We start from the raw sequence: 24,660 nt of genomic DNA, 5'->3' as shown, positions 1-24,660 counted from the left end.
GGAATTCGACTATGGCTACAATTCATGTCGATGGAAAATCGTATGAAGTCAATGGCTCAGAGAACTTGCTACAAGCATGTTTAAGCCTTGGCATCGATATCCCGTATTTTTGTTGGCACCCATCCTTAGGTTCTGTTGGTTCTTGTCGTCAATGTGCGGTAACTCAATACGCGAATCCTGAGGACACACGTGGGCGTTTGGTAATGTCTTGTATGACACCAGCCGCTGACAATACTTACATTTCGATTGAAGACAAAGAAGCAACAGAGTTTCGTGCATCGATTGTTGAATTCTTGATGACGAATCACCCACATGACTGTCCAGTCTGTGAAGAAGGTGGTCACTGTCATTTACAAGATATGACGGTCATGACTCAGCACGATCGTCGTCGCTATCGCTTTACGAAACGTACACATCATAACCAAGAGTTAGGTTCTTTTATTGCACATGAAATGAACCGTTGTATCGCTTGTTACCGTTGTGTTCGTTACTATAAAGACTATGCGGGTGGTACCGACTTTGGTGTTTATGCGAATGCATCACGTGTTTATTTCGGTCGTCCGGAATCAGGTACTTTAGAATCTGAATTCTCTGGTAACTTGACTGAAGTCTGCCCAACAGGTGTATTTACCGATAAAACGCACTCTGCACGTTATAACCGTAAATGGGATATGCAGTATGCTCCGAGCGTATGTCATGGCTGTTCTTCGGGCTGTAACATCTCTCCAGGTGAGCGTTATGGTGAAATCCGTCGTGTAGAAAACCGTTTTAATGGTTCAGTAAACCAATACTTCCTTTGTGATAAAGGTCGTTTCGGTACGGGTTATGTCAATCGTGAAGATCGTCCACGCCAACCTCAATTCCGTAACGGTGAAACTGTTGCAACTGTGAGTGTTGATCATGCACTTGATCAAGTCATTGCACAGCTTAAAGGTAAGAAAGTTCTAGGTATCGGTTCTCCTCGTGCAAGTTTGGAATCAAACTACGCACTTCGCCAACTTGTTGGTCAAGCTAACTATTCAACAGGTATGTCTCAAAAAGAGCAGAACTTGGTTGAGTTAGCTGCTTCAATCATGCAAACACAGGGTATTTACAACCCGAACATGCGTGAAATTGAGAGCTATGATGCAGTTCTAATCTTGGGTGAAGACTTAACGCAAACAGCACCACGTATGGCTTTATCAGTTCGCCAAGCTGCGAAAAATAAAGCGAAAGAAATGGCTGCGAAAACGCGTACTCCTGACTGGTTAGCAGAGCCTGTGCAACGTATTGGCCAAGAAGCAAAATCACCGATTTATATTCTTGCTGCAACACAAACGCGTTTAGCGGATGTTGCAACAGGTGAAGTGGTTGCTTCTCCAAACGATATTGCACGTTTAGGTTTCGCGGTTGCTGCTGCTGTTAAAGGCGAAGCGCTTTCTGGTTTAGCGGATGATGCAAAAGCATTTGCACAAACGATTGCTGACACTTTAAAAGCCGCGAAAAAACCATTGATTATCTCTGGTACAAGCTTACAAGATTCAGCGATTATGGAAGCTGCTGCACAAGTTGCACAGAATCTTGGTGAAAATGCTGGTTTATCTTTGACGGTTCCTGAAGTGAACTCAATGGGTCTAGCATTATTCGGTGGTTTAAGTTTAGAACAAGCTTTTGCACAAGACTATGATGCCGTAGTTGTGGTTGAAAATGACCTAACTCGTCGTTTGCCAGTCGCTCAAGTAAAAGCTGCGCTTGATAAAGCTGAAACTGTGATCGTATTGGATCACAGCGAAACTGAGACCGTGAAGCTTGCAGACATCGTTCTTTCAGCAGCAAGTTTTGCTGAAGGTGATGGCACTGTAGTGAGTCAAGAAGGCCGTGCACAACGTTTCTATCAAGTGTATGACCCAAGCTACTACAAGCCTGAATATGCGATCAAAGAATCATGGCGTTGGTTACATGCTGTTGAGACAGGTCTTAAAGGTAAAGCAGTCGATTGGACATTGCTTGATGATGTAATTGATGACATCGTGAAGAATGTTCCAGTACTTGAAGCGATTCAAGATGTTGCACCAGATGCAGGTTATCGTGTTCATGGTTTGAAAATTGCACGTGAGCCACGTCGTTACTCAGGTCGTACCGCAATGCGTGCGCCGTTATCGATTCACGAGCCAAAACAACCAACCGATCCAGACTCAGCATTAACATTCTCTATGGAAGGTTATGTGGGTAATCAGACAGCATCGTCTTTAGTACCTTTCGCATGGGCTGCGGGTTGGAACTCGCCACAAGCGTGGAACAAGTATCAAGATGAAGTTGGTGGTCATTTAAAAGGTGGTGATTCGGGTGTACGTTTATTCGATCGCTTAGCAAAACGTCCTGCACGTAGCTATGTTGCACCGACTGCCGTGGTTGTGAATCCTGAAAGCTTCCGTCTTGTGCCAATGCACCATATCTTTGGTTCAGGTGAATTCACGATTAAAACACCAGCAATGGAATCACGTATTCCTGAAGCGATGTTTGCCGTGGGTGAACAAGATGCGACGCGCTTAAATGTTCAAGATGGTCAACGTATTACCGTGAAAGCAGGCGAAACGAGCATCAGCTTACCTGTACAGGTCATCGAATATTTACCAACAGGCTACATTGGTTATCCAATTGGTCTAGCACCAACCGTTTCATTGGCAGAGCCTGTGTCTGTGGCAGTAGGAGTGTAATTCATGAATCAAGAAATTATACGTCAAACGCCACTTTGGGCTGAGAACTGGCCAATCGCTTATTCAGTGATTCAAGCAGTTGTGATCCTGTTGGTGGTGGTTTTGGTTGCTGCATTAATGTCATTTATTGAGCGTCGTCTCTTGGCGTTATGGCAAGACCGTTATGGTCCAAACCGTGTTGGTCCGGGTGGTATGTTCCAGATCGTTGCCGACATGCTCAAGATCATGTTCAAAGAAGACTGGACACCAAAGTTTGCCGATAAGCTGACTTTTCGTTTAGCACCAGCAGTTGCGATGGCAACTGCGGTACTTTCGTTTATGGTCATCCCAGTAAGTCCTACACTGGGCGTTGCGGATATGAGTATCGGTCTATTGTTCTTTATGGCAATGGCGGGTATTGCAGTTTATGCAGTGCTGTTTGGTGGTTGGGCGTCTAACAACAAATACTCGTTACTCGGTGGTCTTCGTTCTGCTGCTCAAACTATTTCTTATGAAGTGTTCTTGGGTATTTCATTGATGGGTGTGGTTGCGATTGCAGGCTCATTCAATCTACGTGAAATCGTTGAAGCTCAACGTGATGTTTGGTTTGTTATTCCACAATTCATTGGTTTCATTATCTTTGTTATTGCTGGTGTTGCAGTGACGCATCGTCATCCATTTGACCAACCAGAAGCTGAGCAAGAATTGGCGGAAGGTTATCACGTTGAATATGGTGGGATGAAGTGGGGGATGTTCTTCGTTGCGGAATACGTAAACGTGGTTTTAATCTCTGCACTGATCGTAACGTTATTCTTCGGCGGATGGCTTGCACCATTTAACTTAGAAATTCCATTTGTTCCACCAGTTTTTTGGTTCGTGATTAAAACAGCATTCTTTGTAATGATGTTTGTATTGGCGCGTGGTTCTTTAATGCGTCCACGTTATGACCAAGTGATGAATTTTGGTTGGAAAGTTTGTTTGCCATTGGCGTTGGTCAACTTGTTAGTGACTGGTGCTGTGATTCTGATGAATCAGGCCTAGGACAGCAAGGAGTACAAAATGTATAAAATTCTAGCTGGATTTGGATCGATTGTCCGTTCGTTGTGGATGGTGTTTAGCCATGTAACACGTAAACGTGACACGATTTTATATCCAGAAGTACCAGCTGAACAAATTGTGCCTCCACGCTTTCGTGGTCGTATCATCTTGACGCGTGATCCAGATGGTGAAGAGCGTTGTGTGGCATGTAACCTGTGTGCGGTTGCATGTCCTGTTGGCTGTATTTCATTACAAAAAGCGGAAAAAGAAGATGGACGTTGGTATCCAGAATTTTTCCGTATCAACTTTTCACGCTGCATTTTCTGCGGTATGTGTGAAGAAGCTTGTCCTACAACTGCAATTCAGATGACTCCAGATTTTGAACTTGCTGAATATGTACGCCAAGACTTGGTTTATGAAAAAGAAAACTTATTGATTTCTGGCCCAGGCAAATATCCTGACTATAACTTCTACCGTGTCACTGGTATGGCAGTAAATGGTAAGGAAAAAGGTCAGGCACAAAAAGAAAGTGCACCAGTTGATGTACGGAGCTTGTTACCATGATGTGGCCATTTTATTTGATGGCACTTGTGGCCATCGTATCGACAATACGTGTTGTGACAAATACGAATCCCGTACATGCTCTTTTAAGTTTAATCGTTTCTTTACTTGCTGTTGCTGGTATTTTCATGATCGTGGGTGCGCCTTTTGCTGGTGCACTTGAGATTATTGTTTATGCTGGTGCAATCATGGTGTTGTTCGTCTTCGTGGTCATGATGTTGAACCTTGGACAAGATACGGTTGAACAAGAACGTAAATGGTTAACTTCTGATGCATGGGCATATCCTGCATTAATGAGTTTCTTATTGGGCTTGGTTTTGGTTTGGATGTTGGGTGGAGAATACACCACGATTTCTGCACCATTAGGTACAGAAATTGTAGGTCCTAAAGCAGTCGGTCAAGCATTATTTACTCACTATCTATTATTGGTAGAAGTTGCCGCGATGTTATTGCTTGCAGCCTTAGTTGCTGCATATCACCTTGGCAAACGTGAACCAAGTGCAGAAGAGGATAAAGAATAATGGGACACATCCCTTTAGAACATGGTTTGATTGTTGCAACCATCCTTTTTGCACTCGGTTTTTACGGTGTAATGGTGCGACGCAACCTATTATTTATGCTAATGAGCCTTGAAGTGATGATGAATGCTGCTGCATTGGCATTTGTTTTGGCAGGTAGTGTTTGGGCTCAACCAGATGGACAAGTGATGTTCATTTTGATCCTAACGCTTGCTGCGGCAGAGGCGTGTATTGGTCTTGCGATCGTCCTTCAGTTTTATCATCGCTTCCATCACTTGGATGTGGATGCTGCTAGTGAGATGCGCGGATGAGTACATTATATTTAACCGTTTTATTCCCGCTCATTGGTTTTATCCTGTTAGCGGCAGGGCGTAACAAACTGTCTGAAAATGTCGCTGCCATTATTGGTGTCGGTTCAGTTGGTTTATCTGCCTTATTTGCTTTAATCGCTGGCCTTGCATTTACCAGCAGTGGCCAAACTGTTTTTGTTCAACACTTATGGACGTGGTTCAGTGTTGGCGGTTTTGAGCCAGGCATCAGCTTGCACCTCGATGGTTTGTCATTATTGATGACTGGTATGATCACAGGTGTTGGTTTCCTGATTCACATCTTTGCATCATGGTATATGCGTGGTGAAGAAGATTACGCACGTTTCTTCTCTTATTTCAACCTGTTCGTTGCCAGCATGTTGTTGTTGGTACTCGGCGATAACTTGGCGTTATTGTTCTTAGGTTGGGAAGGCGTAGGTCTGTGTTCATACCTCTTGATTGGTTTCTACTACTCAAACCCTGCAAATGGTTGGGCAGCAATCAAGGCATTCACCGTAACACGTGTGGGTGATGTTTTCTTACTCATCGCATTGTTCTTGCTCTATCAACAGTTTGGTACGTTGAATACACAGTACATTGTTGAACATGCAGCGACTGTGATGACGCAAAGCTCATCATTGTCGATTTGGACAGCATTGATGTTGTTCTTAGGTGCGGCAGGTAAATCAGCGCAAATTCCATTACAAACTTGGTTAGCTGATGCGATGGCTGGTCCTACACCAGTATCTGCATTGATCCATGCTGCAACAATGGTGACAGCGGGTGTGTACTTATGCTGCCGTATGTTCTCTGTGATGGAAATGGCACCAGAAGTGATGCAGTTCATCTCGATTACAGGTGCAGTAACCTTACTTGTAGCTGGTTTTGCTGCATTGGTTCAAACCGATATCAAACGTATCTTGGCTTACTCAACTATGAGTCAGCTCGGTTATATGTTTATGGCGGTGGGTGCTGAGGCGTATCAAGCTGGTTTATTCCATATGCTTGCTCACGCATTCTTCAAAGCGTTATTGTTCCTTTCTTCGGGTGCCGTAATTCTTGCATGTCATCACGAACAAAACATTTTCAAAATGGGTGGATTACGTAAAAAGATTCCATTTGTATTCTGGTGTTTCGTCATCGGTGGTGGCGCATTAGCTGCACTTCCAATCGTAACAGTTGGCTTCTTCTCTAAAGATGCGATCTTGGGTGCAGTATATGCACAGTCTACGATTGCAAACCTTCCACTTTATAATACGTTGTACTGGGTTGGTGTTGCGGGTGCATTCTTAACGTCTATCTATACGTTCCGTTTAATCTGGGTGGTATTCTTTGGCGAAGAAAAAACCCATGCACATGCCATTCATGGCGTGACTTACTGGGCACCACTTGCAATTCTTGCGACCTTATCAACAGGTATTGGTTATTTCTTACAAGCACCTGTTGCAAAATTATTGACTGCTGCAAGTATTCCAAGCTTTGTTGTTCCTGAAGCTTTAGAAGAAGCTGTTGCACATGCAGAACATTTAGCAAGTGGTGTTGCCCTTGTTGGTTTAGTTGTTGGTATTTTCTTATTTACCTTTGCGTATGGTGCGGTTAAATCATTTGCTCAAACGTCTTTGGGTTCTGGTTTAGCACATATTTGCCGTACCGCATTTGGTTTTGATGCTTTGTATGACATTGTTTTTGTAAAACCATATTTATTGATTGCGAAAATCTTAGGTCGTGATCCAATTGATGGTTTATGGTTAGTGCTACCTGCACTTGTGAAAGGTGGTAATAGCTTTACAAGTTCGCGTCAAACAGGTTCATTGCGTGAATACGCATCAAGCATGTCACTCGGTGTAGTGGTGTTATTGATGATCTTGATCGTGATTCAGGTTGTGGGGAAATAAAATGGAAAACAATTTAATTTTACCCGCACTGATTTTAGTTCCTTTCATTGCTGGTTTTATTTGTTGGTTGGTTGATAAATTTGACCAACATTTGCCACGCTGGATTGCCTTGATTGGTATGCTCATTACCTTTGGTTTGGGTATTGCACTATGGCAAACTGGTACATATAGCTACGAGTTGGGCGGTAAAGTCCCAACTTGGGCTGCTGAATTCCATCTCCCGTGGATTCAGTCTTTGGGTATTAGCATTCACTTGGCTGTGGATGGTTTATCTCTACTCATGGTTTTACTTACAGCATTACTTGGTGTACTTGCTGTTGGTTGTTCATGGGGTGAAATTCAAAAGAATGTTGGTTTCTTCCACTTAAACCTCCTTTGGAGTTTAGGTGGGGTTATCGGTGTATTCCTTGCAATTGACTTATTCTTGTTCTTCTTCTTCTGGGAGATGATGCTTGTACCAATCTATTTCTTGATTGCGTTATGGGGACACTCAGGATCAAATGGTCGTTCACGTGTTTATGCTGCAACTAAATTCTTCTTATATACACAAATTGCTGGTTTGATCATGTTAATCGGTATCTTAGGCTTAGTGGTCTATGGATATATGATGACAGGTATGATTGGTTTTGATTACAGCTACTTATTGGCTGTTGCAAACCACTTACCGCCAGAAGTTGCATATGCATTTATGTTGTGTTTCTTTGTTGGTTTTGCAGTTAAATTACCTGTGTTCCCATTACATGGTTGGTTACCTGATGCGCATGCACAAGCACCAACAGCGGGTTCTGTGGACTTGGCTGGTATTTTGATTAAGACAGCAGCGTACGGTCTACTTCGTTTCGTAATTCCATTCTTCCCAGCAGCGTCAGCTCAGTTTGCTGATATTGCAATCATTTTGGGTCTGATTGGTATTTTCTACGGTGCATTCTTGGCGTACCAACAAACAGACATGAAACGTTTGCTTGCGTATACGTCTATTTCACACATGGGTTTCATTTTACTTGCAATCTATGCAGGTAATATTCTGACTTTCCAAGGTCTGATGATCATGATGTTGGCACATGGCTTGTCATCTGCTGCATTGTTCATTATGTCGGGTCAAGTGTATGAGCGTTTACACACACGTGATCTACGCTTAATGGGTGGTCTTCGTGGTCAACTGCAATATTTACCATTCTTCTTGATGTTCTTTGTTGCAGCACTTGTCGGTGTACCTGGTCTAGGTAACTTTATTGGTGAATTCTTAATTCTTATGGGTTCATTCAAAGCTTATCCTGCATTCACAATCATTGCTGCAGTAAGTTTAGTATTTGCAGGTCTTTACGGTCTGATTCTGATTCACAAAGCACTTTTTGGCGAACCAAATGCTGAACAAAAGCAACACTATCCGAGTCCACTGAAAGATTTATCAGTACGTGAAGTGAGCATTTTGATGATCTGTGTGATTGGTTTACTTTGGTTAGGACTTTACCCACAGACATTCTTGGATATGTCACATTCAAGCATGCAGTGGTTAGTCAATAGTTATATGCCAGTACAAGAAGTTGTTGAAACTGTTCAACAGACTGCAACTCAACTTGAACAAGTGGAGATGCGATAAACCATGAACTTCACACTTTCTTTTTCTGAGCTTATGCCACTTGCCCCAGCGATGATTGTGGCATTGACTGCAGTTGTTGTGATGTTATTGATTGCGATTAAACGTAATCATAATCTGATTGCAACAACGACAGTTGTGGGTCTAAACCTTTCTGCAATTCTAATTGCATATACCATGTTTAGCGGGCATTTTGTCCCTGCAAACGTGATGGGCATGTTTATGGTTGATCCATTTACCATGCTCTACCAATTCCTGATTTTGATTGCTGCTTTGGCTTGTAGCACGCTTTCACATGCTTACATTGAAACGTATAAAGATAATCGCGAAGAGTTGTACATCTTGCTATTGTGTTCAGTAGCAGGTGCGATGTTGATGGTTGCTAGCTCTCATTATGCTTCGTTCTTTATCAGCTTAGAATTAATGTCAATTCCTGTGTACGGTATGTTGGCTTACACGCATCAACGTAGCCAATCTTTAGAAGCGGGAATTAAGTATCTTGTACTTTCAGCAACTGCATCTGCGATGTTGTTGATGGGTATGGCATATATCTATGCGTATACAGGTTCATTGTCATTCTATGATTCTGTTCAAGCTTTGATGACTGCGATCAAGCAACCAATGGTGCTATTAGGTTTAGGTCTCATTATCTTTGCTGTTGCATTTAAGCTTTCACTTGCACCATTCCATAAATGGACGCCTGATGTGTATGCAGGTGCACCAGCACCTATGGCGACATTCTTAGCTACAGCTGCCAAAGTTGCAACGATTGGTTTATTTGTACGTTACTTATTAAGTTCTGGTGCAATCTTAGTTGAATCAATAGTGACTGTTTTGACAGTCATTGCTGTGTTATCAATTTTGGTCGGTAACTTACTTGCAGTACGTCAAGTTAACTTAAAACGCATCCTTGGTTATTCATCAATTGCACACTTTGGTTACTTGTTGATTGCTTTGATTAGTATGACTTATGCAAGTTTAGGCAGTGTAACGGTTTATGTGATTACTTATGTACTCACCACAATCGGTGCATTTGGTGCAGTTGCGTTAATGTCTAGTCCATATAACAACGTTGATGAAGCACAAAGTCTTGCAGACTACCGTGGTTTGTTCTGGCGTCGTCCGATCTTGACTGCAACATTAACGGTGATGATGTTGTCATTAGCAGGGATTCCATTAACTGCAGGTTTTATTGGTAAATTCCTTGTGATAATGGCTGCTGTAACAACTCAACATTGGTTCTTGGCTGCAATGGTTGTTGTCGGAAGTGGTATTGGCTTGTATTACTACTTACGTGTCATGGTGGTGATGTATATGACTCCACCAGAAACACCTCGTATTGATGCTGACGCACATTGGGGAACTAAAGTTGGTGGTATCATGGTACTTGGTGCAGCATTGCTTGTACTATTACTTGGTATATACCCAGATCCAATGATCAATTTAGCATTGAAATCAGAGATTCTTTCTCCATTACATTTCATGTTATCTCAGCAACAGTAATCATCCGATAATCTGATTTGTACAAAAAAGCCTCCAAAATTTGGGGGCTTTTTTTAATGAAGAGTAAAAAAACACTCTATAATACTCAAAGATTAATATTAGTTAGGTACTTACTCGTGTCGATTCAAGAAATTCGCCATCCGCTTATTCGTCATAAACTTGGTTTATTACGCCGTTCAGACATTAGCACAAAGAACTTCCGTGAATTGGCGCAAGAAGTCACGATGCTACTGACTTATGAAGCGACTAAGGATCTACCTGTTGTGGATCATGAAATTGATGGTTGGGCAGGTAAAGTTTCGACTCAACGTATCGCAGGCAAGAAAATTACCATTGTTCCTATCTTGCGTGCTGGAATTGGTATGCTTGAAGGCGTACTGAGCTTGATCCCAAGTGCCAAAGTGAGTGTATTGGGTTTAGAGCGTGATGAGGCGACTTTAGAGGTTCGTACTTACTATAAAAAATTAGTACCTGATGTTGCGAATCGCTTAGCGATGATTATTGATCCAATGCTGGCAACAGGAAATTCGTTAATTGCTGCAATTGATGTACTCAAGGCAAGTGGCTGTAAAGATATCCGTGTTATGGTTTTGGTTGCGGCACCTGAAGGTGTTGCAAAAGTAGAAGCTGCGCACCCTGACGTACGTATCTATACGGCATCGATTGACCAAGGTTTGAATGAGGATGGCTATATCGTTCCAGGTCTTGGAGATGCGGGTGATAAGATTTTTGGTAGTGTTCAAAAAGATTAATTTTTGAAAATATGCTTAAAACAGAGACTTAATCCAACCGTACTGTTTTCAGGGGAGGATTTAAAGTCTCTTTTTTTATATACTGAAATACAGTACTTGCAAAATTAGGTGAATGTCATGAAGAAAGAATTTTATCAGGGAAAAGTTAAACAATATAATCCAGACAAAGGGTTTGGTTTTATTGCAACTGCTGAAGGCGAGATCTTTTTTCATATTTCAGATTTTCCTGCATCGGAAGGTGAGCCGAAACGAAATGAAAAAGTAAAATTTGTAGCCCTAGAAAATAATGGAAAATTTAAAGCAGTACAAATTGAACGAGTAGATCCGAATCCTGCAAAAACTAAAAAAAATAAAATATTGGCTCATAATCAATCGATTACATCAGAATTGTTATCAAACTTTCGACGTTAATCATCTAGATAAAATATGGAGAGAATTTTCTTGATCTCCATATTGATCCATTAGGCTTTGCAAATGAGAAAAGAAAATATGTTTGTTGAAGGTAAAATTAAAAAATATAATTCAGAAAGAGGATTTGGCTTTATAGCGCTTGAAGGGCAGGCAGATATCTTCTTTCATATTACCGATTTTCCCACAGCAGGCGGTGAGCCAAAAGTCGGCGAATTACTTAAATTTCTTATTGTGCAAGATAAAGATAAATTTAAAGCAGCAAATATTGTTCGGTTAGATTTAAAGAGCTCTTATTCTTCTAATCATTTTTCCTCTAATTCTGAGATCTCTTCTAATGCAATTTTACCAAATAATCCTCAATCTAATTCTAAAAAGAGAATGATCGTTACGGTCATTGGTTTAATGATTATTGCGGTTTTAGCAGTTTTGGTCTTTAAAAAATATCAGTCTTATCAACAGTCACAAAGGTTAAAAGCAGCGCAGTTGATTGAAGAGCAAAAGAGGATTGTGGAGGCTCAGCGTCAGGCTTTGGGTGATTTACCTGAAGTAAAGTTATCTGAAAAAACGGAGCAAGCTTTAAAAGCAATACCAACGCCAGCAATACACCATGATCAAAAACGATTAGAACAGCAACCTGCCACCGCGCAAACCCAATTTAGTTGTGATGGGCGAACTCACTGTTCTCAAATGCGTTCGTATGAAGAGGCTGTCTTCTTTTTAAGGAATTGTCCAAATGTGAAAATGGATGGAAATAATGATGGTGAACCATGTGAACAACAATTCTGATGATAAAAAAAGATCAGGTTTAAACCTGATCTTCACAAAAATGTAAAAAGGCTTTGAGTCCAGGACCTTGGTATTTTTGACGATGCACCAACATGTACAATGGGCGAGTTAATTGCCAATAAGGTGTATTAAGAATAACCAATTGACCTTTCTCCTCCAGTGGTTCAATTGCGAGTCTTGAAACACAAGACATGCCCAAACCACCAGCAACAATTTTTAAGATTGCTTCGTTATGACCGAGGGTTAAACGTATATTGGCATCTGGTAGATCTTGTAAAATCGCATTGTCAAAAACTTCACGTGTGCCTGAGCCTTCTTCACGTAAAATCCATTCAACCTCATGGAAATCTGCTGGTGTAATTGGGCGATCTAACTTTGCTAGAGGATGATCAGGTGCACAGCAGACTGCAAGCTCATCATCTCGCCAATGGATACATTGCAATTGAGGCAAATGGCACGAACCTTCGATCAAGGCTAAATCAAGCTGAAATTGATTCACTGCTTCAATCATTTGGCGAGTATTGCCGACTTGTAATTGAAGATGGGCTTGAGGATGATGCTGTAAAAATTCAGCCATCAGATCAGGCATTAAATAATCACTGATCGTTAAGGTTGCACCTAAACGTAAATCAATGCTTTGCAGTTCACCTTTAGCAGCTTGTTCAAAGGATTCGCAGCGACCCAAAATTTCTAAGGCTTGAGGTAATAAAAAACGCCCTAAATCATTCAGTTGTAAACGCTTGCCTAAACGGTCAAATAAAGGCGCACCTAAGCCATCTTCTAAATCAGCCAAAGCCATACTTGCTGCACTTTGTGTCAGTCTGACAGCATCACTCGCTTTGGTTACTGTTCCTTCTTGTGCAACCGCCACGAAAACAGCCAGTTGGCGTAAGGTCATGCGCATGTTAAATAGCCTTAATGTTTTGAGTATCCATCAATTATTCGATCATGCTAACATGAGCCTACTGTTTCGTGCCACGTTCAAATCATGTCAATTGAAAAATTTAGCGTAGAAAAAGTTCTATCTGTTCATCGTTGGGCTCACAATCTTTTTAGTTTCACCATAACCCGACCTGCTCATTTTAAATTTACAGCAGGGCAGTTTGCGCGAATTGGTTTAATGGTTGGCGGTGAGCTAGTTGTAAGAGCTTATTCTGTTGTTTCTTCGCCCTTTGATGAAACTTTAGAATTCTTTTCGATTGTTGTTCCCGATGGTGCATTTACGTCAAATTTGCAACACCTTAAAGTTGGTGATGAACTTTATTTAGATAAAATACCTTATGGTTATTTGACTTTGGCAAGGTATCAACAACCTTTACCGCAAGATCTTTGGCTATTGGGGACTGGTACTGGACTTGCACCATTTCTATGCATGTTACAAGACTTTGAAACTTGGAATAAATATAAACATATTCATCTAGTTTATAGCGTTCGCACAGAGTCTGAGTTGGCTTATGTGGAACGTATTGAAGAAATCGCAGCATCATTTGGTGAAGGGCATTCTGGATTTAAATTCATTCCAATTATTACCCGTGATCCTAAAGCCGCATTACATGATCGACTCCCAATTTTAATTGGTAATGGCGAATTAGAAAAAGCAGCAGGATTCGCTTTGAACCCTGCCAGTAGTCATGTGATGTTGTGTGGTAATCCTCAGATGGTTGAGGATACAAAAGAGGCACTTAAACAACGAGGTTTAACGATGAATCGTCGTGGTGAAGGTAATATTGCAGTAGAGAATTATTGGTAGTCGTATGGTATGGATATGTCTTAATGTACAAACATATCCATAAATTCACGGATTTCTTGAATTGCAGTATCGACATCAGTGTTTAGCCATGTCGGTTCAAAAATACCGATATAATGTTCTAAACGGTCTTGAGGAACAACAAGGCGAACAGGGCAATCTTCTTCGAGTAGGCGCCAAGGTAAAATAGGCACTTCATTGTCTAAAAAAGGTTGTACATTTCGAATATCGATAATCATTGCATTTACACAATCAGGTAAAGGCATGACGGAGAATTCTTCAGTGCGACGACGGAAGTATTCTAAATCTCCCCATTTTAAGATATAGCTTGGCTTATTGAACTCAATAATTCCTATTAAATGTTCATCACGTGTGTGATGTAAAAAACATTGATGAGTAACATCCGTGTCTAAATCAAGAGAAACACTTTGTTGACTATAGGACATAAAGCAAAACATATGAGAAACGAAGCCGACTAGTATAGCTTATTTTTAGCGTATTCTAAAACCGACTATATTTTAAACAAAAAAATAAATAAAAAAAGTAGAGTTCTGCAAACACTGCAACGATAGTCCGAAGCTTTTTCACACAATGCAACATTGAGTATTGCTAAGATAAAAGCCTAACAAATAAAAGGATGAGGGCTGCTATGATGCATGATTTTAGTAAGCCACAACCTCATGTGGCGAGTCGAGAGGAAATTGCAAAGAAAAAGAAACTACCCGTTTATATGTTGATCATTGTGGGGGTTTTCCTAATTGCACTTCTTGTTTATATGGTCGCGGATCATTCAGCGAATCCAACTGCTCAATTGATGATGTCAAATCTGCAGTCTGTAATTCTGAATGCTTAATGGCTTTGACTAAAACAATTTATCTAAAAGCTCATTGATGTGAATCAATGAGCTTTTTTGCAAAATTATGCGGACTTTTTGTTGTATTAGTGATGCTGTCGATTGATTCAAAAATCGACAAAAACTAAGGTGATAAACATTCATAGTTTGTGTGTTTCAACATAAAACAGTGATGGGTGATTTATATCAAGATTTAAAAATACAAGATAAGGATAACTCGCATGAATGAATTTTTTAATGATCCCTCCCAGAGAGGAGGATTTAACGCAATGTATTATTGGGACCAGTTTCACCCAATTTTAGCGGCAATTTTGATCTTACTGGTGGGTTGGATTATTGCCTTAATCATTGCCGCAGGTGTAAAGCGGCTATTGCAAAAGGTTGGTACCAATCACAAGTTATCTTCGGTAACTGATCGTACGCCCAATATTGAAAACTTGGTTTCTAAATTGGTGTTTTGGTTTGTTATGATTCTCGCTGTGGTTGGCTCACTCAATGTTTTAAATATTAGTGGTGTAAGTGACCCGTTTAGCAATATGGTAGGACGAGTACTTGCTTATATACCAAACTTATTTGCAGCCGTTGCAGTAGGATTTATTGGTTGGATTGTGGCGCGTTTGGTACGTGCTGGATTGACCAATGTATTATCTAGAACAGAATTAGATGAGAAGCTAAGCAGTGAAGTTGGTGTTAACGCTTTAAGTAGTAATATCGCAGAAATTTTTTACTGGTTGGTTTTATTACTATTTCTACCAATTGTGCTGTCTATTTTAGGTTTAACAGGACTGCTGATTCCTGTACAAAACATGGTAAACGAAGCGATTGCTTATCTGCCTAATTTGTTTATTGCGGGTGTGATCCTTTTTGTAGGTTATATTCTCGCCAAGATTGTGCGCGGTATTGTCGAGGGATTAGGTAATAGCTTGGGATTACAAACGCAAGCTGAAAAAGTAGGATTATTTAAAAACTCAAATATATCGAAATTTTTAGGCTCATTTGTGTTTGCAATTATTGTCATCACAGCGTTGATTGTGGCATTTGAAGCTTTAGGAATCCAAGCGATTTCTCAACCCGCAACAGCGATGTTGAATGAAATTATGTATGCAATTCCACAAATTATTGCAGCTGGTTTAATTCTAATCGTTGCTTATATTGTTTCTCGTTTTGTTGGACGTTTAGTCGCTGAACTTATTTCAGGGGCGGGAATTGATGAAATTCCAATGAAGCTTGATTTGCAACGATTCCTTGGACAAACACGTGTTTCTGATCTGATCGGTTATTTGATTGTATTTTTTACCATGTTGTTTGCAATCTCTGAAGCTGCGAACCGTCTTGGCTTAGAGCAAGTAAGTGTGCTGATTGCGATGTTTATTCAGTTTGGTGCAAGTATTTTATTGGGTGCAGTCATTTTGGTGATTGGATTCTGGCTCGCCAATGTCGTGGCTAATGTGGTACAACGCGGTGAATACAATAGTTCACGTTGGTTAGCAAACCTAGTTCGTATTTTAATTATGGGCTTAGTGATTGCGATGGGTCTAAAAGCTATGGGTATTGCGGATTCGATTGTGAATTTGGCTTTTGGTTTGACGCTTGGTTCAGTTGCAGTTGCTTTTGCCTTGGCATTTGGTTTAGGTGGTCGTCAACCTGCAGAACGCTTATTGACAGGTTTATTAGATAAGGCAGAGAATGAAGCGAAACAGCCAAATCCGTTAGATAAAGAAATCACACCAAGTCATTCGGTACCACCAATAACACCACCGACCCCACCTTATTCAGATGAATAGTAAAAATAATCTTTGATTTTTTGAACCAATTCGACCACTCTAAGCAGGGTGGTCGTTTTGTTTGTATAAGCATTATTGAGTTTTTATCTATATCGTGATTAGGGCATATTTTAGAAAAACGAGACCTAAAACTGAATTTTAGGGTACATATGACTGTAGTTTAATAGGATTAATCAAAAACTTGACCTGAAAAGCAATTCATTTATAGATAAAGTATCAATAGTCTCTAAATAAAAATTCTATAGAGGAGAGTGAAATGAAGAGGCCAAATCGCGTATTTGCACCGATTATTATTGCAGGTATTACTGTAGGTTTTTTGGCGAGTGCGTACAAATTTGTTGTTGCGAAATCAAATACGGCTAAAGAAAAACCAATTAAAAATACTCAAAAAGTATCTTCTACAGAAGCTGCTAACTCTTCAGATCATCATGCTTAGTGTTATTTAGCAATCGGCTTAATGTGTTAAGTGAACTAAACAAATTGAGCCGCTGCTTGAGCCGAAGACCATGCCCATTGGAAGTTATATCCTCCCAAATGACCTGTTACATCGAGTACTTCACCGATAAAATATAAGCCTTTCTGCTTTTTACTTTCCATGGTTTTTGAAGAAACTTCGCTAGTGTCTACGCCACCTAATGTGACTTCAGCAGTACGATATCCTTCAGTTCCAGATGGCTTAACAGAAAAGGCGTGCAATTGATCAGCAATTTGCTCTAGTTGTAAATCGCTAAAATTGCCAATCGCAGTTTCACTTTGTTCCGCCCAAATTAGTTGTTGTAGCTCAAGCACGATACTTTTCGCCGTGAATTCACTGAGCAAAGTTCTGAGCAGAACTTTGGGTTGCGACTTTTTCTTTTCCTTGAAGAATTGAACTAAATCTTGGCTCGGGAAAAAATCAATTTTAAAGCTTTCACCCACATGCCAATAATTTGAGAGCTGTAATGAACTTGGTCCACTTAAGCCTCGATGAGTAAACAACAACGCTTCAGTAAATTGATGGCGATCATTCACCAGTGTTGCATCTAAAGCATTACCACTTAAGCGTGTTGTGACTTCTTTAAAATGGTCCGAAAAGGTGAAGGGGACTAGACCTGCACGGGTAGGAAAAACATGGTGTCCAAACTGTTGAGCAAGTTCATATCCAAAACCAGAGCCTCCTAGTGTTGGAATAGATAAGCCACCAGTCGCTACAACGAGAGATTCACAGTGATAAGTGCCTTGATTGGTTTCAATGATAAAACCTGAATCTATTTGTGCTGTTATGCTTTGTACTTCGCAATGGGTCTGAATCTGAACCCGTTTCGCTTTATTGCACTCTGCAAGTAAAAGTTCGAGGATTTCTTTTGCACCTTTGATTGTAAATAGCTGACCGTGTTTACGTTCTTCATATTCAATACCATATTCGCAGACCAAACCAATAAAATCCCAGTTGGTGTAACGAGTGAGCGCTGAAATAACAAAGTGCGGATTTTCAGAAATATAATTTGAAGGTTCAACATCTAGGTTAGTGAAGTTACACTTGCCACCACCAGACATTAGAATCTTTTTACCTACTTTATTGGCTTTTTCTAATACGACAACGGAACGTCCACGTTTACCAGCCTCTGCAGCCAACATCAAGCCTGATGCACCTGCACCTAAAACAACAACATCAACTTGATGAACCATGAGGATTACTCGGTAGACGAAAAGCGAGCAATTATAAAAGATTTGTGGGGGTTTTAATATGCTTTAAGCTTTCCTTGCAACCCACCTGTATGAATGGCCAGGATTCGAGTGTGGGCAGGGAAATGATTGTGCTGGATTAAATCAAGAAGTCCCATTATCATTTTACCTGTATAAATGTGTTCGAGTGGAATTTGATATTTTTGCTCAAAATTTTGAATAAATTTCAATAATTCAGGTGTAGTTTTGGCATAGCCGCCACCACAATAGGCATCGGTTAAAGACCAATTGCTTTTATCAGTCCATTGTTGAATGTCCTGTTTGAGAAAATCACCTTTCAAGGCTGAAAAGCCTAAAATGTGCTGGTGATCTGAACTGCTTTCAATGATGCCTGCAAGAGTTCCACCAGTACCCACAGCACAACAAATTACGTCATAATTTTCTAAATCATCAGGGGAGAGGATTTCCTGTGTCCCTTGAATGGCAAGGGAATTGCTTCCACCCTCTGGAATAATAAAGGCCTGAGGATATTGCTGTTGAAGTTGTTGTAAATATTCCACTTCATGGCGCAGACGATATTCGGCTCGGCTGACAAAATGCAGTTGCATGCCAAAATCTTGCGCTGTTTGTAGAGTAGGATTTAAGTCTTGGGTCGCAAGTTCTTGACCACGAATGATGCCAATACTTTGAAAGCCAAAGCGTTGAGCTGCATAAGCCGTTGCTGCAATATGATTGGAAAATGCACCGCCAAAAGTGAGGACTTGAGAAAAACCTTGCTGTTGTGCTGCCCAGAGGTTGTATTTGAGTTTAAAAAACTTATTGCCCGAAATCTGGGGATGAATCAGGTCAAGGCGTTTGATGGTCAGTTGAACAGGCTGGGGAAGTTGCAATGTTTGATAAGGTGTATCAAAGGCAATGTGATCAAACATTTGAGATCATTAAAAATAAATTGAATCCTATTGTAAGTGTATTCGATCGTGAAAGTCAGTATTGTTCTTCGAACCTCGTTCATCTTGGTCAGTATTGGAATGGCTAAATTACTTTATGCATGATTCGATTTAGTCCAATCTAATTCGCTTATGTTTTAACTACTTTTCGATAACATTTACCATAGATGAATTTGAAAAGTTTAAGTGTCTATCACTTGGCTCATGGTTTGTTTGGTTTAGGTAAAATATAGGCAATAAGGTACTTTGATATAAGATTACAGTGTTAAATATAAGCCTAAATTGATTGTGAATAAAAAATAGCAGCGGGTGAAAGATGCAAGGCTTTGTAAAGCGTTTTGCGAGAGGGCTAAAACATCGCCCATACTTATCAGCAACCTTTAGTTTAGGTTTAGTGATCTATGCTGTTTTGCATTTTTTTACGCCTTGGCAATGGGCGACTTGTCTACAAATTGGGTGGAATATTGCCATTTGGTTATATTTATTTCTGACTTTAAAAATGATGTGGCGCTTAGACTCAACTCATATTTTACAACGCGCTCAGCAACAAGATGCAGGGAAATGGGCAATTCTGAATGTTGTCTTGATCGCCATTGTGATCTGTTTTATTTCAATTGTAGTACAACTCAGCCATGTCCCCAAAGATCAGGCTTTTTTAAAAGGATTCCTGATTTTATTGACCATAGGGACTATTTTTTCAACATGGCTGTTACTACATACCTTATTTGCGATTCATTATGCGCATGATTATTATCTTGCCAAAAGTCAGCAAAAGAATCCTGGTTTAGATTTTCCAAAAACTGATCAACCTGATTATCTCGATTTTATTTATTTTAGTTATATTATCGGCACTTCTGCACAAACGGCAGATGTTTCGATTACCAGTTCTGAATTGAGGCATCTGAATATTTTTCATTGTGTTTTGGCTTTTATTTTTAATACCATGATTTTAGCCATCGCAATCAATGTGGCAGCCAGTTTGATTGGATTATAATTGATAACTTATTTTTATTGATTGAATTAAAATTCATCATTTTTATTTTTGATTAGTGACGTCTATTTTAAAAGCTAGATGACATCGCAAGGATAAAAACATGACCACTCAGCATCAAGTTAATCAACAGCAATACCAAGATAAATCGCAAGCCTATTTAAACAGCCAAGTACATGCGCAAGGCATCGAATTTCAGAAGATGCAACAATTGATCCAATCTCATCAATTTCAAAAAGTCTTAGATTTGGGCTGTGGTGGTGGGCATGTGACTTATCAGGTGGCAGCATTGGTTGATGAAGTAGTTGCCTATGATTTAACACCGTCAATGGTTGAGCTTGTATCGATTCAAGCCAAACAACGAGGTTTTGAAAACGTGATTGCCCAACAAGGTGCAGCGGAAAAATTACCTTTTATAGATCAATGTTTTGACTGTGTCATCACGCGTTATTCAGCGCATCATTGGCAGAGTGTTGCTCAGGCAATCCATGAAATTTATCGTGTATTAACTCAAGATGGCAAAGTTATTATTGTTGATATTTTAGGAAATTCAAATCCTGTGATTGATACTTTTTTTCAGACCATTGAAATGATACGAGATCCGAGTCATGTCAGAAATTATAGTTTGCAGGAATGGATGTATTTCGCGGAATCTACAGGCTTTAAAGTTGAAACCGTCGCAAAGCAACGTTTGGATTTAGATTTCCAAAGTTGGACAGAACGGATGCAAACGCCTGAATATGCCATTACTACCATACGTGATTTACAAAGCAAAGCATCAGAGCAGGTGCAACGATATTATCAAATCAAAGCCGATGGTTCATTTAGCAGTGAAGTTGCTTATATCGTTTTATCAAAATAAGTTGAATAACCATAGGGCAGCAATTTACCCTATGGCTTTTTAAAATTTAATGAAAAACTGCTTCCAAAGCATTTAAGCCAACTTTAGGATCGAGTAAACCATTGTAAATCTCTGGAATTTCACGTTCGACACCTAAGAGCTGATAAATGGCAATCATGGCACAACGTACGGAATATTCCACAGTGAAAACCACATCATCTTCAAGCTCTACGAATTGACCTAAGAAAGCAAAGTTGACCGCATTTTCTGGAATGACCAATGGGCGATCACCTGCTTTACGACATGCAAATAGGGCAGAAGCATAAGGCATCATTACTGTGGTAATGTCGGTATGTGCCAACACATGATCCAAGATGTCATCGAAACCAAGTTGATGAATCAACTCAATTAAAATCTCTTGACCCGTCGCTTCACTCATCGGTTTTTTAATGTAATCGCCGATATGGTCAATTTCAAAACCATAACCCCATAAGGTGAATTTACCTTCTGGTAAGTCAGCAAAATGCGGTTGAGCTGGAACGACCACAGACAGATGCCAACCAGATTCAAACCAAGTCATCAATGCACCTGTACCTGGTTCATTTCCTGTGTAATCAATAATCCGTTTTAGCAGCACATCATCATGCATGGTGAGCGTAAAGGATTTCCATTTATGCTCATCAATGTTGCCATAAAAGGTCATTGGGCGACCAAAATCAGGGGCTTTTTGAGCCAATGTTTCCCACAAACGCCAGCCATGATCTTGTCGATCACGAATCAGCTCAGGAACATCAAATTTATCACCATAACGTGAGTCAGCCGTAATTGAACCTAAAGTAAAGAGCGCAAGATCATGCTCGCCCAGTTGAATTTGTTCAGTGCCTTCTGGAATGTTGACATAAAGTTTGGCTGCCTTACGTTCCTTCGTTTGGGCATCTTCGACAAAGTCCGCATCTGTGACATAACTACCGAAACGAACATCAACGCCTTGTTCCACCAACCAACGTTGTAGGGGATGAATCATTGAATCATATTGATTGTATTTGGTTCGTTTCACGCCTGCTAAGGTATGGATGCGTGGTAATTCTTGAATGAAACGTAAAAAATAACGGCGTAATTCTGCTGCGCTATGCCATTTTTGAAAGGCAAACGTGGTTCGCCACATCCGCCAAAAATTACTTTGGAAAAATGCATCATCAAAAAACTCATCAATACGGCGACTACCAATACGATCTTCTTTTAATGCTAACAGCCGTAACATTTGAGCACGGTTGAGCGTTGATAATCCCAATTTTTGAGCTTCTGCAATAATATGATTTGAGTCGATCAAACGTGCTTGAGCATTGGTTTTAACTTGTTCGTTAAATTCACGACATTCTTCACGAACAGAAATGTCTGGATTTTCTAAAGATGGAATGCTTGAAAATAAATCCCAAGTACACAAATAAGTTTCATCAGTTAGCATACGTCCACCACGTGTGACCCATGCTTGGTTCGGATTAAGCGGATTATGTCCACCATCCATCGAACCACCAGAAACATTCAACTCTTCTAGAATATGGATATGTTCGGCTGGCACTTTAGCGTCACGAATCGCAAAAGCAGCAGCAGCCATACCAGCTATGCCTCCACCTACAATCCAAAGATGTGATTTAGAGCGATCTAATGTTTTCAGTCTTTTATTTTGCATCTGATGTGCCTCGGTTGTAGTTCTAAAAAAATTAAAGCCATAATTTTATTATGGGATTATGTGTTTTAAAAATATATGAAAGTTCTGCTAAAAATCGATGATAAATTATTATCAGAAAAATACTTTAATAGAAAAAATGGATACACAATAAAATTTTAGTATTCATATGCTATGTTTTAACTGTTTGATATTGAAATTAAATTGAGTTTTTACTCTATTTTTGGTTTTTTAATAAATATCAAATTGCTTGAAAAATCCTTAAATTTATAAACAGAAATCAAAAAATTATATCTTCTATTATGGTTTTTAAGTAAAATAAATACTTGAAAATTATTCTAATCTTGAGGTCTATCTTGGAATCATTATTGATTTTAGGCTCTATTGCTTTGGCATTAATGTTGGGGGCAATTAGTCCCGGTCCTACATTTATTTATGTTGCCAAAAACTCAATTGCGATTTCACGTAAACATGGCTTATTTACTGCGCTTGGTACAGGCACGGGTGCAGCATTATTTGGTTTGCTTGCAGTGATGGGGTTACAAGCAATTTTGCTGGCTGTGCCTTCTGCCTATATAGCTTTGAAAGTTTTTGGTGGTCTGTACTTACTTTGGCTGGCGTTTAAAATTATTAAACATGCCAAAGAACCCATGGAAGCTGTAAATGGTGCAGTCAAGACCATGAGTTATACGCAAGCATTTCGTTTAGGACTGATTACCCAATTAAGTAACCCTAAAATTGCGATTATCCTTGCCAGTATTTTTACCGCGTTATTGCCGAAAGAAATCCCAACGTATTTTTATGTGGTATTGCCGATGCTATGCTTCTTTATTGATGCAGGTTGGTACTCGTTGGTCGCAGTCGCATTGTCAGCAGAAGGTCCTCGCAAAGTTTATTTAAAATCTAAGGCTGTTTTTGATCGTATTGCAGGTGGGGTGATGACCTTGCTGGGATTGAAGTTAATCTTTGGAATGAAGTGACGTTGAAAATTTAAAAATCTAATTGTAAATAACAAAAAAATTATTTATGAGTTATGATTGATTAGAATAAGAAAAACATTGGCTTACGAAGATGAAAAACTTTAGTGGTATAGCTCAGATTACAGATGATGGAATAAAAAAACACTTTAAAAATATGGAACCATATAAAGCTATTTTTGAGCTTGTTTGGAATGGTTTTGATGCAAGAGCGAGTAATGTGAATGTTAGGTTACATAAGAATGCATTAGGTACAGTCGACTCGGTTTCAATTTGTGATGATGGAGATGGAATTGATCTGTTAAATTTGGATAATAGTTTTCAAAAATTTAATGAATCTAATAAGAAAAATGATGATGATTTACATGGATCACATGGTAGAGGACGTCTAGCTTTTCATAAATTAGCAAATGAAGCGGTGTGGTTTACTAAATACAAAAACGAGAATGCTAAAATCCGTATTTCAGCTGATACGATTTCAAAATATGAGGGAGAACTTATATCAACTGAAAATCAAATGGGGTTTGTAAGTAATTTAAAATCAGGTACTTGTGTTGTTTTGAGTTCGTTGTATCCCAAGTTTAAATTTCCATCTGATGAAAGCTTTTTGGATAGTATAAAAAAAGACTTTGTACACGACAAAAAAAGACAACTCATTGAAATAATGGCATAATACTTGTTTTCTGACGACGAATATGATGACACATTTCAATGAGTTACATCTCATCTTAAACAAATATCTAAAGTGGAACAAGTCACGTGTAAAATGTTTTACACTGATTATGCTTGCATTAATTGTAAAACAGACATGTAATCTTTCTTCTGCATCTAAAGCCTTACCCATCAAGTGCTTACCACAATCATTTTATCGACGTATACAACGCTTCTTTGCAGATCAGTACTTCGATTATCGTCAAATTTCTCAGTTAATTTTCAATATATTTTCATTCGATAAAGTCCAATTAACTTTGGATAGAACCAACTGGAAATGGGGAAAACGAGATATCAATATCTTGATGTTAGCCATCGTCTATCGTGGAATAGCGATACCTATTGTTTGGACATTGCTCAATAAACGTGGAAATTCAGATACAAAAGAGCGTATTGCTTTGATTCAACGCTTT

General features: G+C 39.6%; 24 protein-coding genes and 1 pseudogene. 20 read left to right on the top strand and 5 right to left on the bottom strand.

The window, feature by feature from the left end:
* Positions 1-11 precede the first annotated feature (11 nt).
* The 11 genes from nuoG (at position 12) to F908_RS05375 (ending at position 12,044) form a co-directional block, all read left to right on the top strand.
* Positions 12-2,696, top strand: coding sequence for an NADH-quinone oxidoreductase subunit NuoG (gene nuoG, locus F908_RS05425; protein ID WP_005158623.1), 2,685 nt, complete (start codon positions 12-14; stop codon positions 2,694-2,696).
* A 3-nt stretch (positions 2,697-2,699) separates the two neighbouring features.
* Positions 2,700-3,716, top strand: a complete 1,017-nt coding sequence (nuoH, locus tag F908_RS05420; protein ID WP_004663752.1) for an NADH-quinone oxidoreductase subunit NuoH — start codon at positions 2,700-2,702, stop codon at positions 3,714-3,716.
* Between the two features lie 18 nt (positions 3,717-3,734).
* The gene (nuoI, locus tag F908_RS05415; protein ID WP_004663751.1) at positions 3,735-4,277 is read left to right on the top strand and encodes an NADH-quinone oxidoreductase subunit NuoI; all 543 of its coding nucleotides are present in this window, start codon (positions 3,735-3,737) and stop codon (positions 4,275-4,277) included.
* Complete coding sequence (nuoJ, locus tag F908_RS05410; protein ID WP_171063546.1) at positions 4,277-4,795, top strand: NADH-quinone oxidoreductase subunit J; 519 nt, start codon at positions 4,277-4,279, stop codon at positions 4,793-4,795. The genes nuoI and nuoJ overlap by 1 nt, the downstream gene beginning before the upstream one ends.
* Positions 4,795-5,103, top strand: coding sequence for an NADH-quinone oxidoreductase subunit NuoK (gene nuoK, locus F908_RS05405; protein ID WP_004638057.1), 309 nt, complete (start codon positions 4,795-4,797; stop codon positions 5,101-5,103). The genes nuoJ and nuoK overlap by 1 nt, the downstream gene beginning before the upstream one ends.
* On the top strand, positions 5,100-6,995 hold the full coding sequence (gene nuoL / locus F908_RS05400; RefSeq protein ID WP_005158620.1) for an NADH-quinone oxidoreductase subunit L: 1,896 nt from the start codon (positions 5,100-5,102) through the stop codon (positions 6,993-6,995). The genes nuoK and nuoL overlap by 4 nt, the downstream gene beginning before the upstream one ends.
* A 1-nt stretch (position 6,996) precedes the next feature.
* Complete coding sequence (gene nuoM, locus F908_RS05395; protein ID WP_005158618.1) at positions 6,997-8,595, top strand: NADH-quinone oxidoreductase subunit M; 1,599 nt, start codon at positions 6,997-6,999, stop codon at positions 8,593-8,595.
* Between the two features lie 3 nt (positions 8,596-8,598).
* Positions 8,599-10,095 carry an NADH-quinone oxidoreductase subunit NuoN gene (nuoN, locus tag F908_RS05390; protein WP_005158615.1) on the top strand — a complete coding sequence of 499 codons (1,497 nt, stop codon included), beginning with the start codon at positions 8,599-8,601 and terminating at the stop codon, positions 10,093-10,095.
* 116 nt (positions 10,096-10,211) lie between these two features.
* Positions 10,212-10,847, top strand: coding sequence for a uracil phosphoribosyltransferase (gene upp / locus F908_RS05385; protein ID WP_004663741.1), 636 nt, complete (start codon positions 10,212-10,214; stop codon positions 10,845-10,847).
* 117 nt (positions 10,848-10,964) lie between these two features.
* On the top strand, positions 10,965-11,258 hold the full coding sequence (locus F908_RS05380) for a cold shock domain-containing protein (protein ID WP_005158613.1): 294 nt from the start codon (positions 10,965-10,967) through the stop codon (positions 11,256-11,258).
* A 78-nt stretch (positions 11,259-11,336) separates the two neighbouring features.
* Positions 11,337-12,044, top strand: a complete 708-nt coding sequence (locus F908_RS05375; protein ID WP_034602639.1) for a cold shock domain-containing protein — start codon at positions 11,337-11,339, stop codon at positions 12,042-12,044.
* A 19-nt stretch (positions 12,045-12,063) separates the two neighbouring features.
* Here the strand turns inward: F908_RS05375 and gigC are convergent, their stop codons facing one another.
* A complete protein-coding gene (gene gigC, locus F908_RS05370) occupies positions 12,064-12,948 on the bottom strand; it encodes a LysR family transcriptional regulator GigC (protein ID WP_004663735.1) in 885 nt (294 codons plus the stop codon).
* An 84-nt stretch (positions 12,949-13,032) separates the two neighbouring features.
* Between gigC and F908_RS05365 the strand changes: the two genes are divergently transcribed.
* The gene (locus F908_RS05365; protein ID WP_005158605.1) at positions 13,033-13,794 is read left to right on the top strand and encodes a ferredoxin--NADP reductase; all 762 of its coding nucleotides are present in this window, start codon (positions 13,033-13,035) and stop codon (positions 13,792-13,794) included.
* Between the two features lie 20 nt (positions 13,795-13,814).
* Here F908_RS05365 and F908_RS05360 read toward each other — a convergent pair whose 3' ends face one another.
* On the bottom strand, positions 13,815-14,237 hold the full coding sequence (locus F908_RS05360; protein ID WP_016652946.1) for a hypothetical protein: 423 nt from the start codon (positions 14,235-14,237) through the stop codon (positions 13,815-13,817).
* A gap of 206 nt (positions 14,238-14,443) precedes the next feature.
* On the opposite strand from F908_RS05360, the gene F908_RS05355 reads away from it, so the two are divergent.
* The 3 genes from F908_RS05355 to F908_RS05345 all read left to right on the top strand — a co-directional run bounded on the left by F908_RS05355 (position 14,444) and on the right by F908_RS05345 (position 16,864).
* Complete coding sequence (locus tag F908_RS05355; RefSeq protein ID WP_034602662.1) at positions 14,444-14,644, top strand: hypothetical protein; 201 nt, start codon at positions 14,444-14,446, stop codon at positions 14,642-14,644.
* A gap of 221 nt (positions 14,645-14,865) precedes the next feature.
* Positions 14,866-16,428 carry a mechanosensitive ion channel gene (locus F908_RS05350; RefSeq protein ID WP_005158595.1) on the top strand — a complete coding sequence of 521 codons (1,563 nt, stop codon included), beginning with the start codon at positions 14,866-14,868 and terminating at the stop codon, positions 16,426-16,428.
* A gap of 256 nt (positions 16,429-16,684) precedes the next feature.
* Positions 16,685-16,864: a hypothetical protein gene (locus tag F908_RS05345; RefSeq protein ID WP_005158592.1), complete on the top strand. Its 180-nt coding sequence runs from the start codon at positions 16,685-16,687 to the stop codon at positions 16,862-16,864.
* Between the two features lie 35 nt (positions 16,865-16,899).
* Here the strand turns inward: F908_RS05345 and F908_RS05340 are convergent, their stop codons facing one another.
* Together F908_RS05340 and F908_RS05335 are read right to left on the bottom strand one after the other, a co-directional pair.
* Entirely contained in the window at positions 16,900-18,096 is a 1,197-nt protein-coding gene (locus tag F908_RS05340; protein ID WP_005158590.1) for a BaiN/RdsA family NAD(P)/FAD-dependent oxidoreductase, read from the bottom strand.
* Positions 18,097-18,149: 53 nt separating this feature from the next.
* Positions 18,150-19,022 (bottom strand): 1-aminocyclopropane-1-carboxylate deaminase/D-cysteine desulfhydrase, encoded by an 873-nt coding sequence (locus F908_RS05335; protein ID WP_005158589.1) that lies wholly within the window; start codon positions 19,020-19,022, stop codon positions 18,150-18,152.
* A 334-nt stretch (positions 19,023-19,356) separates the two neighbouring features.
* On the opposite strand from F908_RS05335, the gene F908_RS05330 reads away from it, so the two are divergent.
* Both F908_RS05330 and F908_RS05325 read left to right on the top strand, forming a co-directional pair.
* Complete coding sequence (locus F908_RS05330) at positions 19,357-20,034, top strand: DUF1345 domain-containing protein (RefSeq protein ID WP_005158588.1); 678 nt, start codon at positions 19,357-19,359, stop codon at positions 20,032-20,034.
* Positions 20,035-20,134: 100 nt separating this feature from the next.
* A complete protein-coding gene (locus F908_RS05325) occupies positions 20,135-20,893 on the top strand; it encodes a class I SAM-dependent methyltransferase (RefSeq protein WP_005158587.1) in 759 nt (252 codons plus the stop codon).
* 46 nt (positions 20,894-20,939) lie between these two features.
* On the opposite strand, the gene F908_RS05320 is transcribed toward F908_RS05325, so the two are convergent.
* Complete coding sequence (locus F908_RS05320) at positions 20,940-22,562, bottom strand: oleate hydratase (RefSeq protein ID WP_005158586.1); 1,623 nt, start codon at positions 22,560-22,562, stop codon at positions 20,940-20,942.
* A gap of 353 nt (positions 22,563-22,915) precedes the next feature.
* Between F908_RS05320 and F908_RS05315 the strand changes: the two genes are divergently transcribed.
* The 3 genes and pseudogenes from F908_RS05315 to F908_RS05305 form a co-directional block, all read left to right on the top strand.
* Complete coding sequence (locus F908_RS05315) at positions 22,916-23,539, top strand: LysE family translocator (protein WP_005158585.1); 624 nt, start codon at positions 22,916-22,918, stop codon at positions 23,537-23,539.
* Positions 23,540-23,630: 91 nt separating this feature from the next.
* Positions 23,631-24,209: an ATP-binding protein gene (locus tag F908_RS05310; RefSeq protein ID WP_005158572.1), complete on the top strand. Its 579-nt coding sequence runs from the start codon at positions 23,631-23,633 to the stop codon at positions 24,207-24,209.
* Between the two features lie 25 nt (positions 24,210-24,234).
* A pseudogene (locus tag F908_RS05305) lies at positions 24,235-24,660 on the top strand (IS4 family transposase); the annotation flags it as partial.

The organism is Acinetobacter sp. NIPH 284, from assembly GCF_000369425.1.
GTDB lineage: Bacteria > Pseudomonadota > Gammaproteobacteria > Pseudomonadales > Moraxellaceae > Acinetobacter.
This window is presented reverse-complemented; position numbering and strand designations above follow the sequence as displayed.

Excerpts from the sequence above, each read along its gene's own strand:
- nuoG (WP_005158623.1), top strand. The coding sequence starts at position 12 with ATGGCTACAATTCATGTCGATGGAAAATCGTATGAAGTCAATGGCTCA.
- nuoH (WP_004663752.1), top strand. The coding sequence starts at position 2,700 with ATGAATCAAGAAATTATACGTCAAACGCCACTTTGGGCTGAGAACTGG.
- nuoI (WP_004663751.1), top strand. The coding sequence starts at position 3,735 with ATGTATAAAATTCTAGCTGGATTTGGATCGATTGTCCGTTCGTTGTGG.
- nuoJ (WP_171063546.1), top strand. The coding sequence starts at position 4,277 with ATGTGGCCATTTTATTTGATGGCACTTGTGGCCATCGTATCGACAATA.
- nuoK (WP_004638057.1), top strand. The coding sequence starts at position 4,795 with ATGGGACACATCCCTTTAGAACATGGTTTGATTGTTGCAACCATCCTT.
- nuoL (WP_005158620.1), top strand. The coding sequence starts at position 5,100 with ATGAGTACATTATATTTAACCGTTTTATTCCCGCTCATTGGTTTTATC.
- nuoM (WP_005158618.1), top strand. The coding sequence starts at position 6,997 with ATGGAAAACAATTTAATTTTACCCGCACTGATTTTAGTTCCTTTCATT.
- nuoN (WP_005158615.1), top strand. The coding sequence starts at position 8,599 with ATGAACTTCACACTTTCTTTTTCTGAGCTTATGCCACTTGCCCCAGCG.
- F908_RS05380 (WP_005158613.1), top strand. The coding sequence starts at position 10,965 with ATGAAGAAAGAATTTTATCAGGGAAAAGTTAAACAATATAATCCAGAC.
- F908_RS05375 (WP_034602639.1), top strand. The coding sequence starts at position 11,337 with ATGTTTGTTGAAGGTAAAATTAAAAAATATAATTCAGAAAGAGGATTT.
- gigC (WP_004663735.1), bottom strand. The coding sequence starts at position 12,948 with ATGCGCATGACCTTACGCCAACTGGCTGTTTTCGTGGCGGTTGCACAA.
- F908_RS05365 (WP_005158605.1), top strand. The coding sequence starts at position 13,033 with ATGTCAATTGAAAAATTTAGCGTAGAAAAAGTTCTATCTGTTCATCGT.
- F908_RS05360 (WP_016652946.1), bottom strand. The coding sequence starts at position 14,237 with ATGTCCTATAGTCAACAAAGTGTTTCTCTTGATTTAGACACGGATGTT.
- F908_RS05355 (WP_034602662.1), top strand. The coding sequence starts at position 14,444 with ATGCATGATTTTAGTAAGCCACAACCTCATGTGGCGAGTCGAGAGGAA.
- F908_RS05350 (WP_005158595.1), top strand. The coding sequence starts at position 14,866 with ATGAATGAATTTTTTAATGATCCCTCCCAGAGAGGAGGATTTAACGCA.
- F908_RS05345 (WP_005158592.1), top strand. The coding sequence starts at position 16,685 with ATGAAGAGGCCAAATCGCGTATTTGCACCGATTATTATTGCAGGTATT.
- F908_RS05340 (WP_005158590.1), bottom strand. The coding sequence starts at position 18,096 with ATGGTTCATCAAGTTGATGTTGTTGTTTTAGGTGCAGGTGCATCAGGC.
- F908_RS05335 (WP_005158589.1), bottom strand. The coding sequence starts at position 19,022 with ATGTTTGATCACATTGCCTTTGATACACCTTATCAAACATTGCAACTT.
- F908_RS05330 (WP_005158588.1), top strand. The coding sequence starts at position 19,357 with ATGCAAGGCTTTGTAAAGCGTTTTGCGAGAGGGCTAAAACATCGCCCA.
- F908_RS05325 (WP_005158587.1), top strand. The coding sequence starts at position 20,135 with ATGACCACTCAGCATCAAGTTAATCAACAGCAATACCAAGATAAATCG.
- F908_RS05320 (WP_005158586.1), bottom strand. The coding sequence starts at position 22,562 with ATGCAAAATAAAAGACTGAAAACATTAGATCGCTCTAAATCACATCTT.
- F908_RS05310 (WP_005158572.1), top strand. The coding sequence starts at position 23,631 with ATGAAAAACTTTAGTGGTATAGCTCAGATTACAGATGATGGAATAAAA.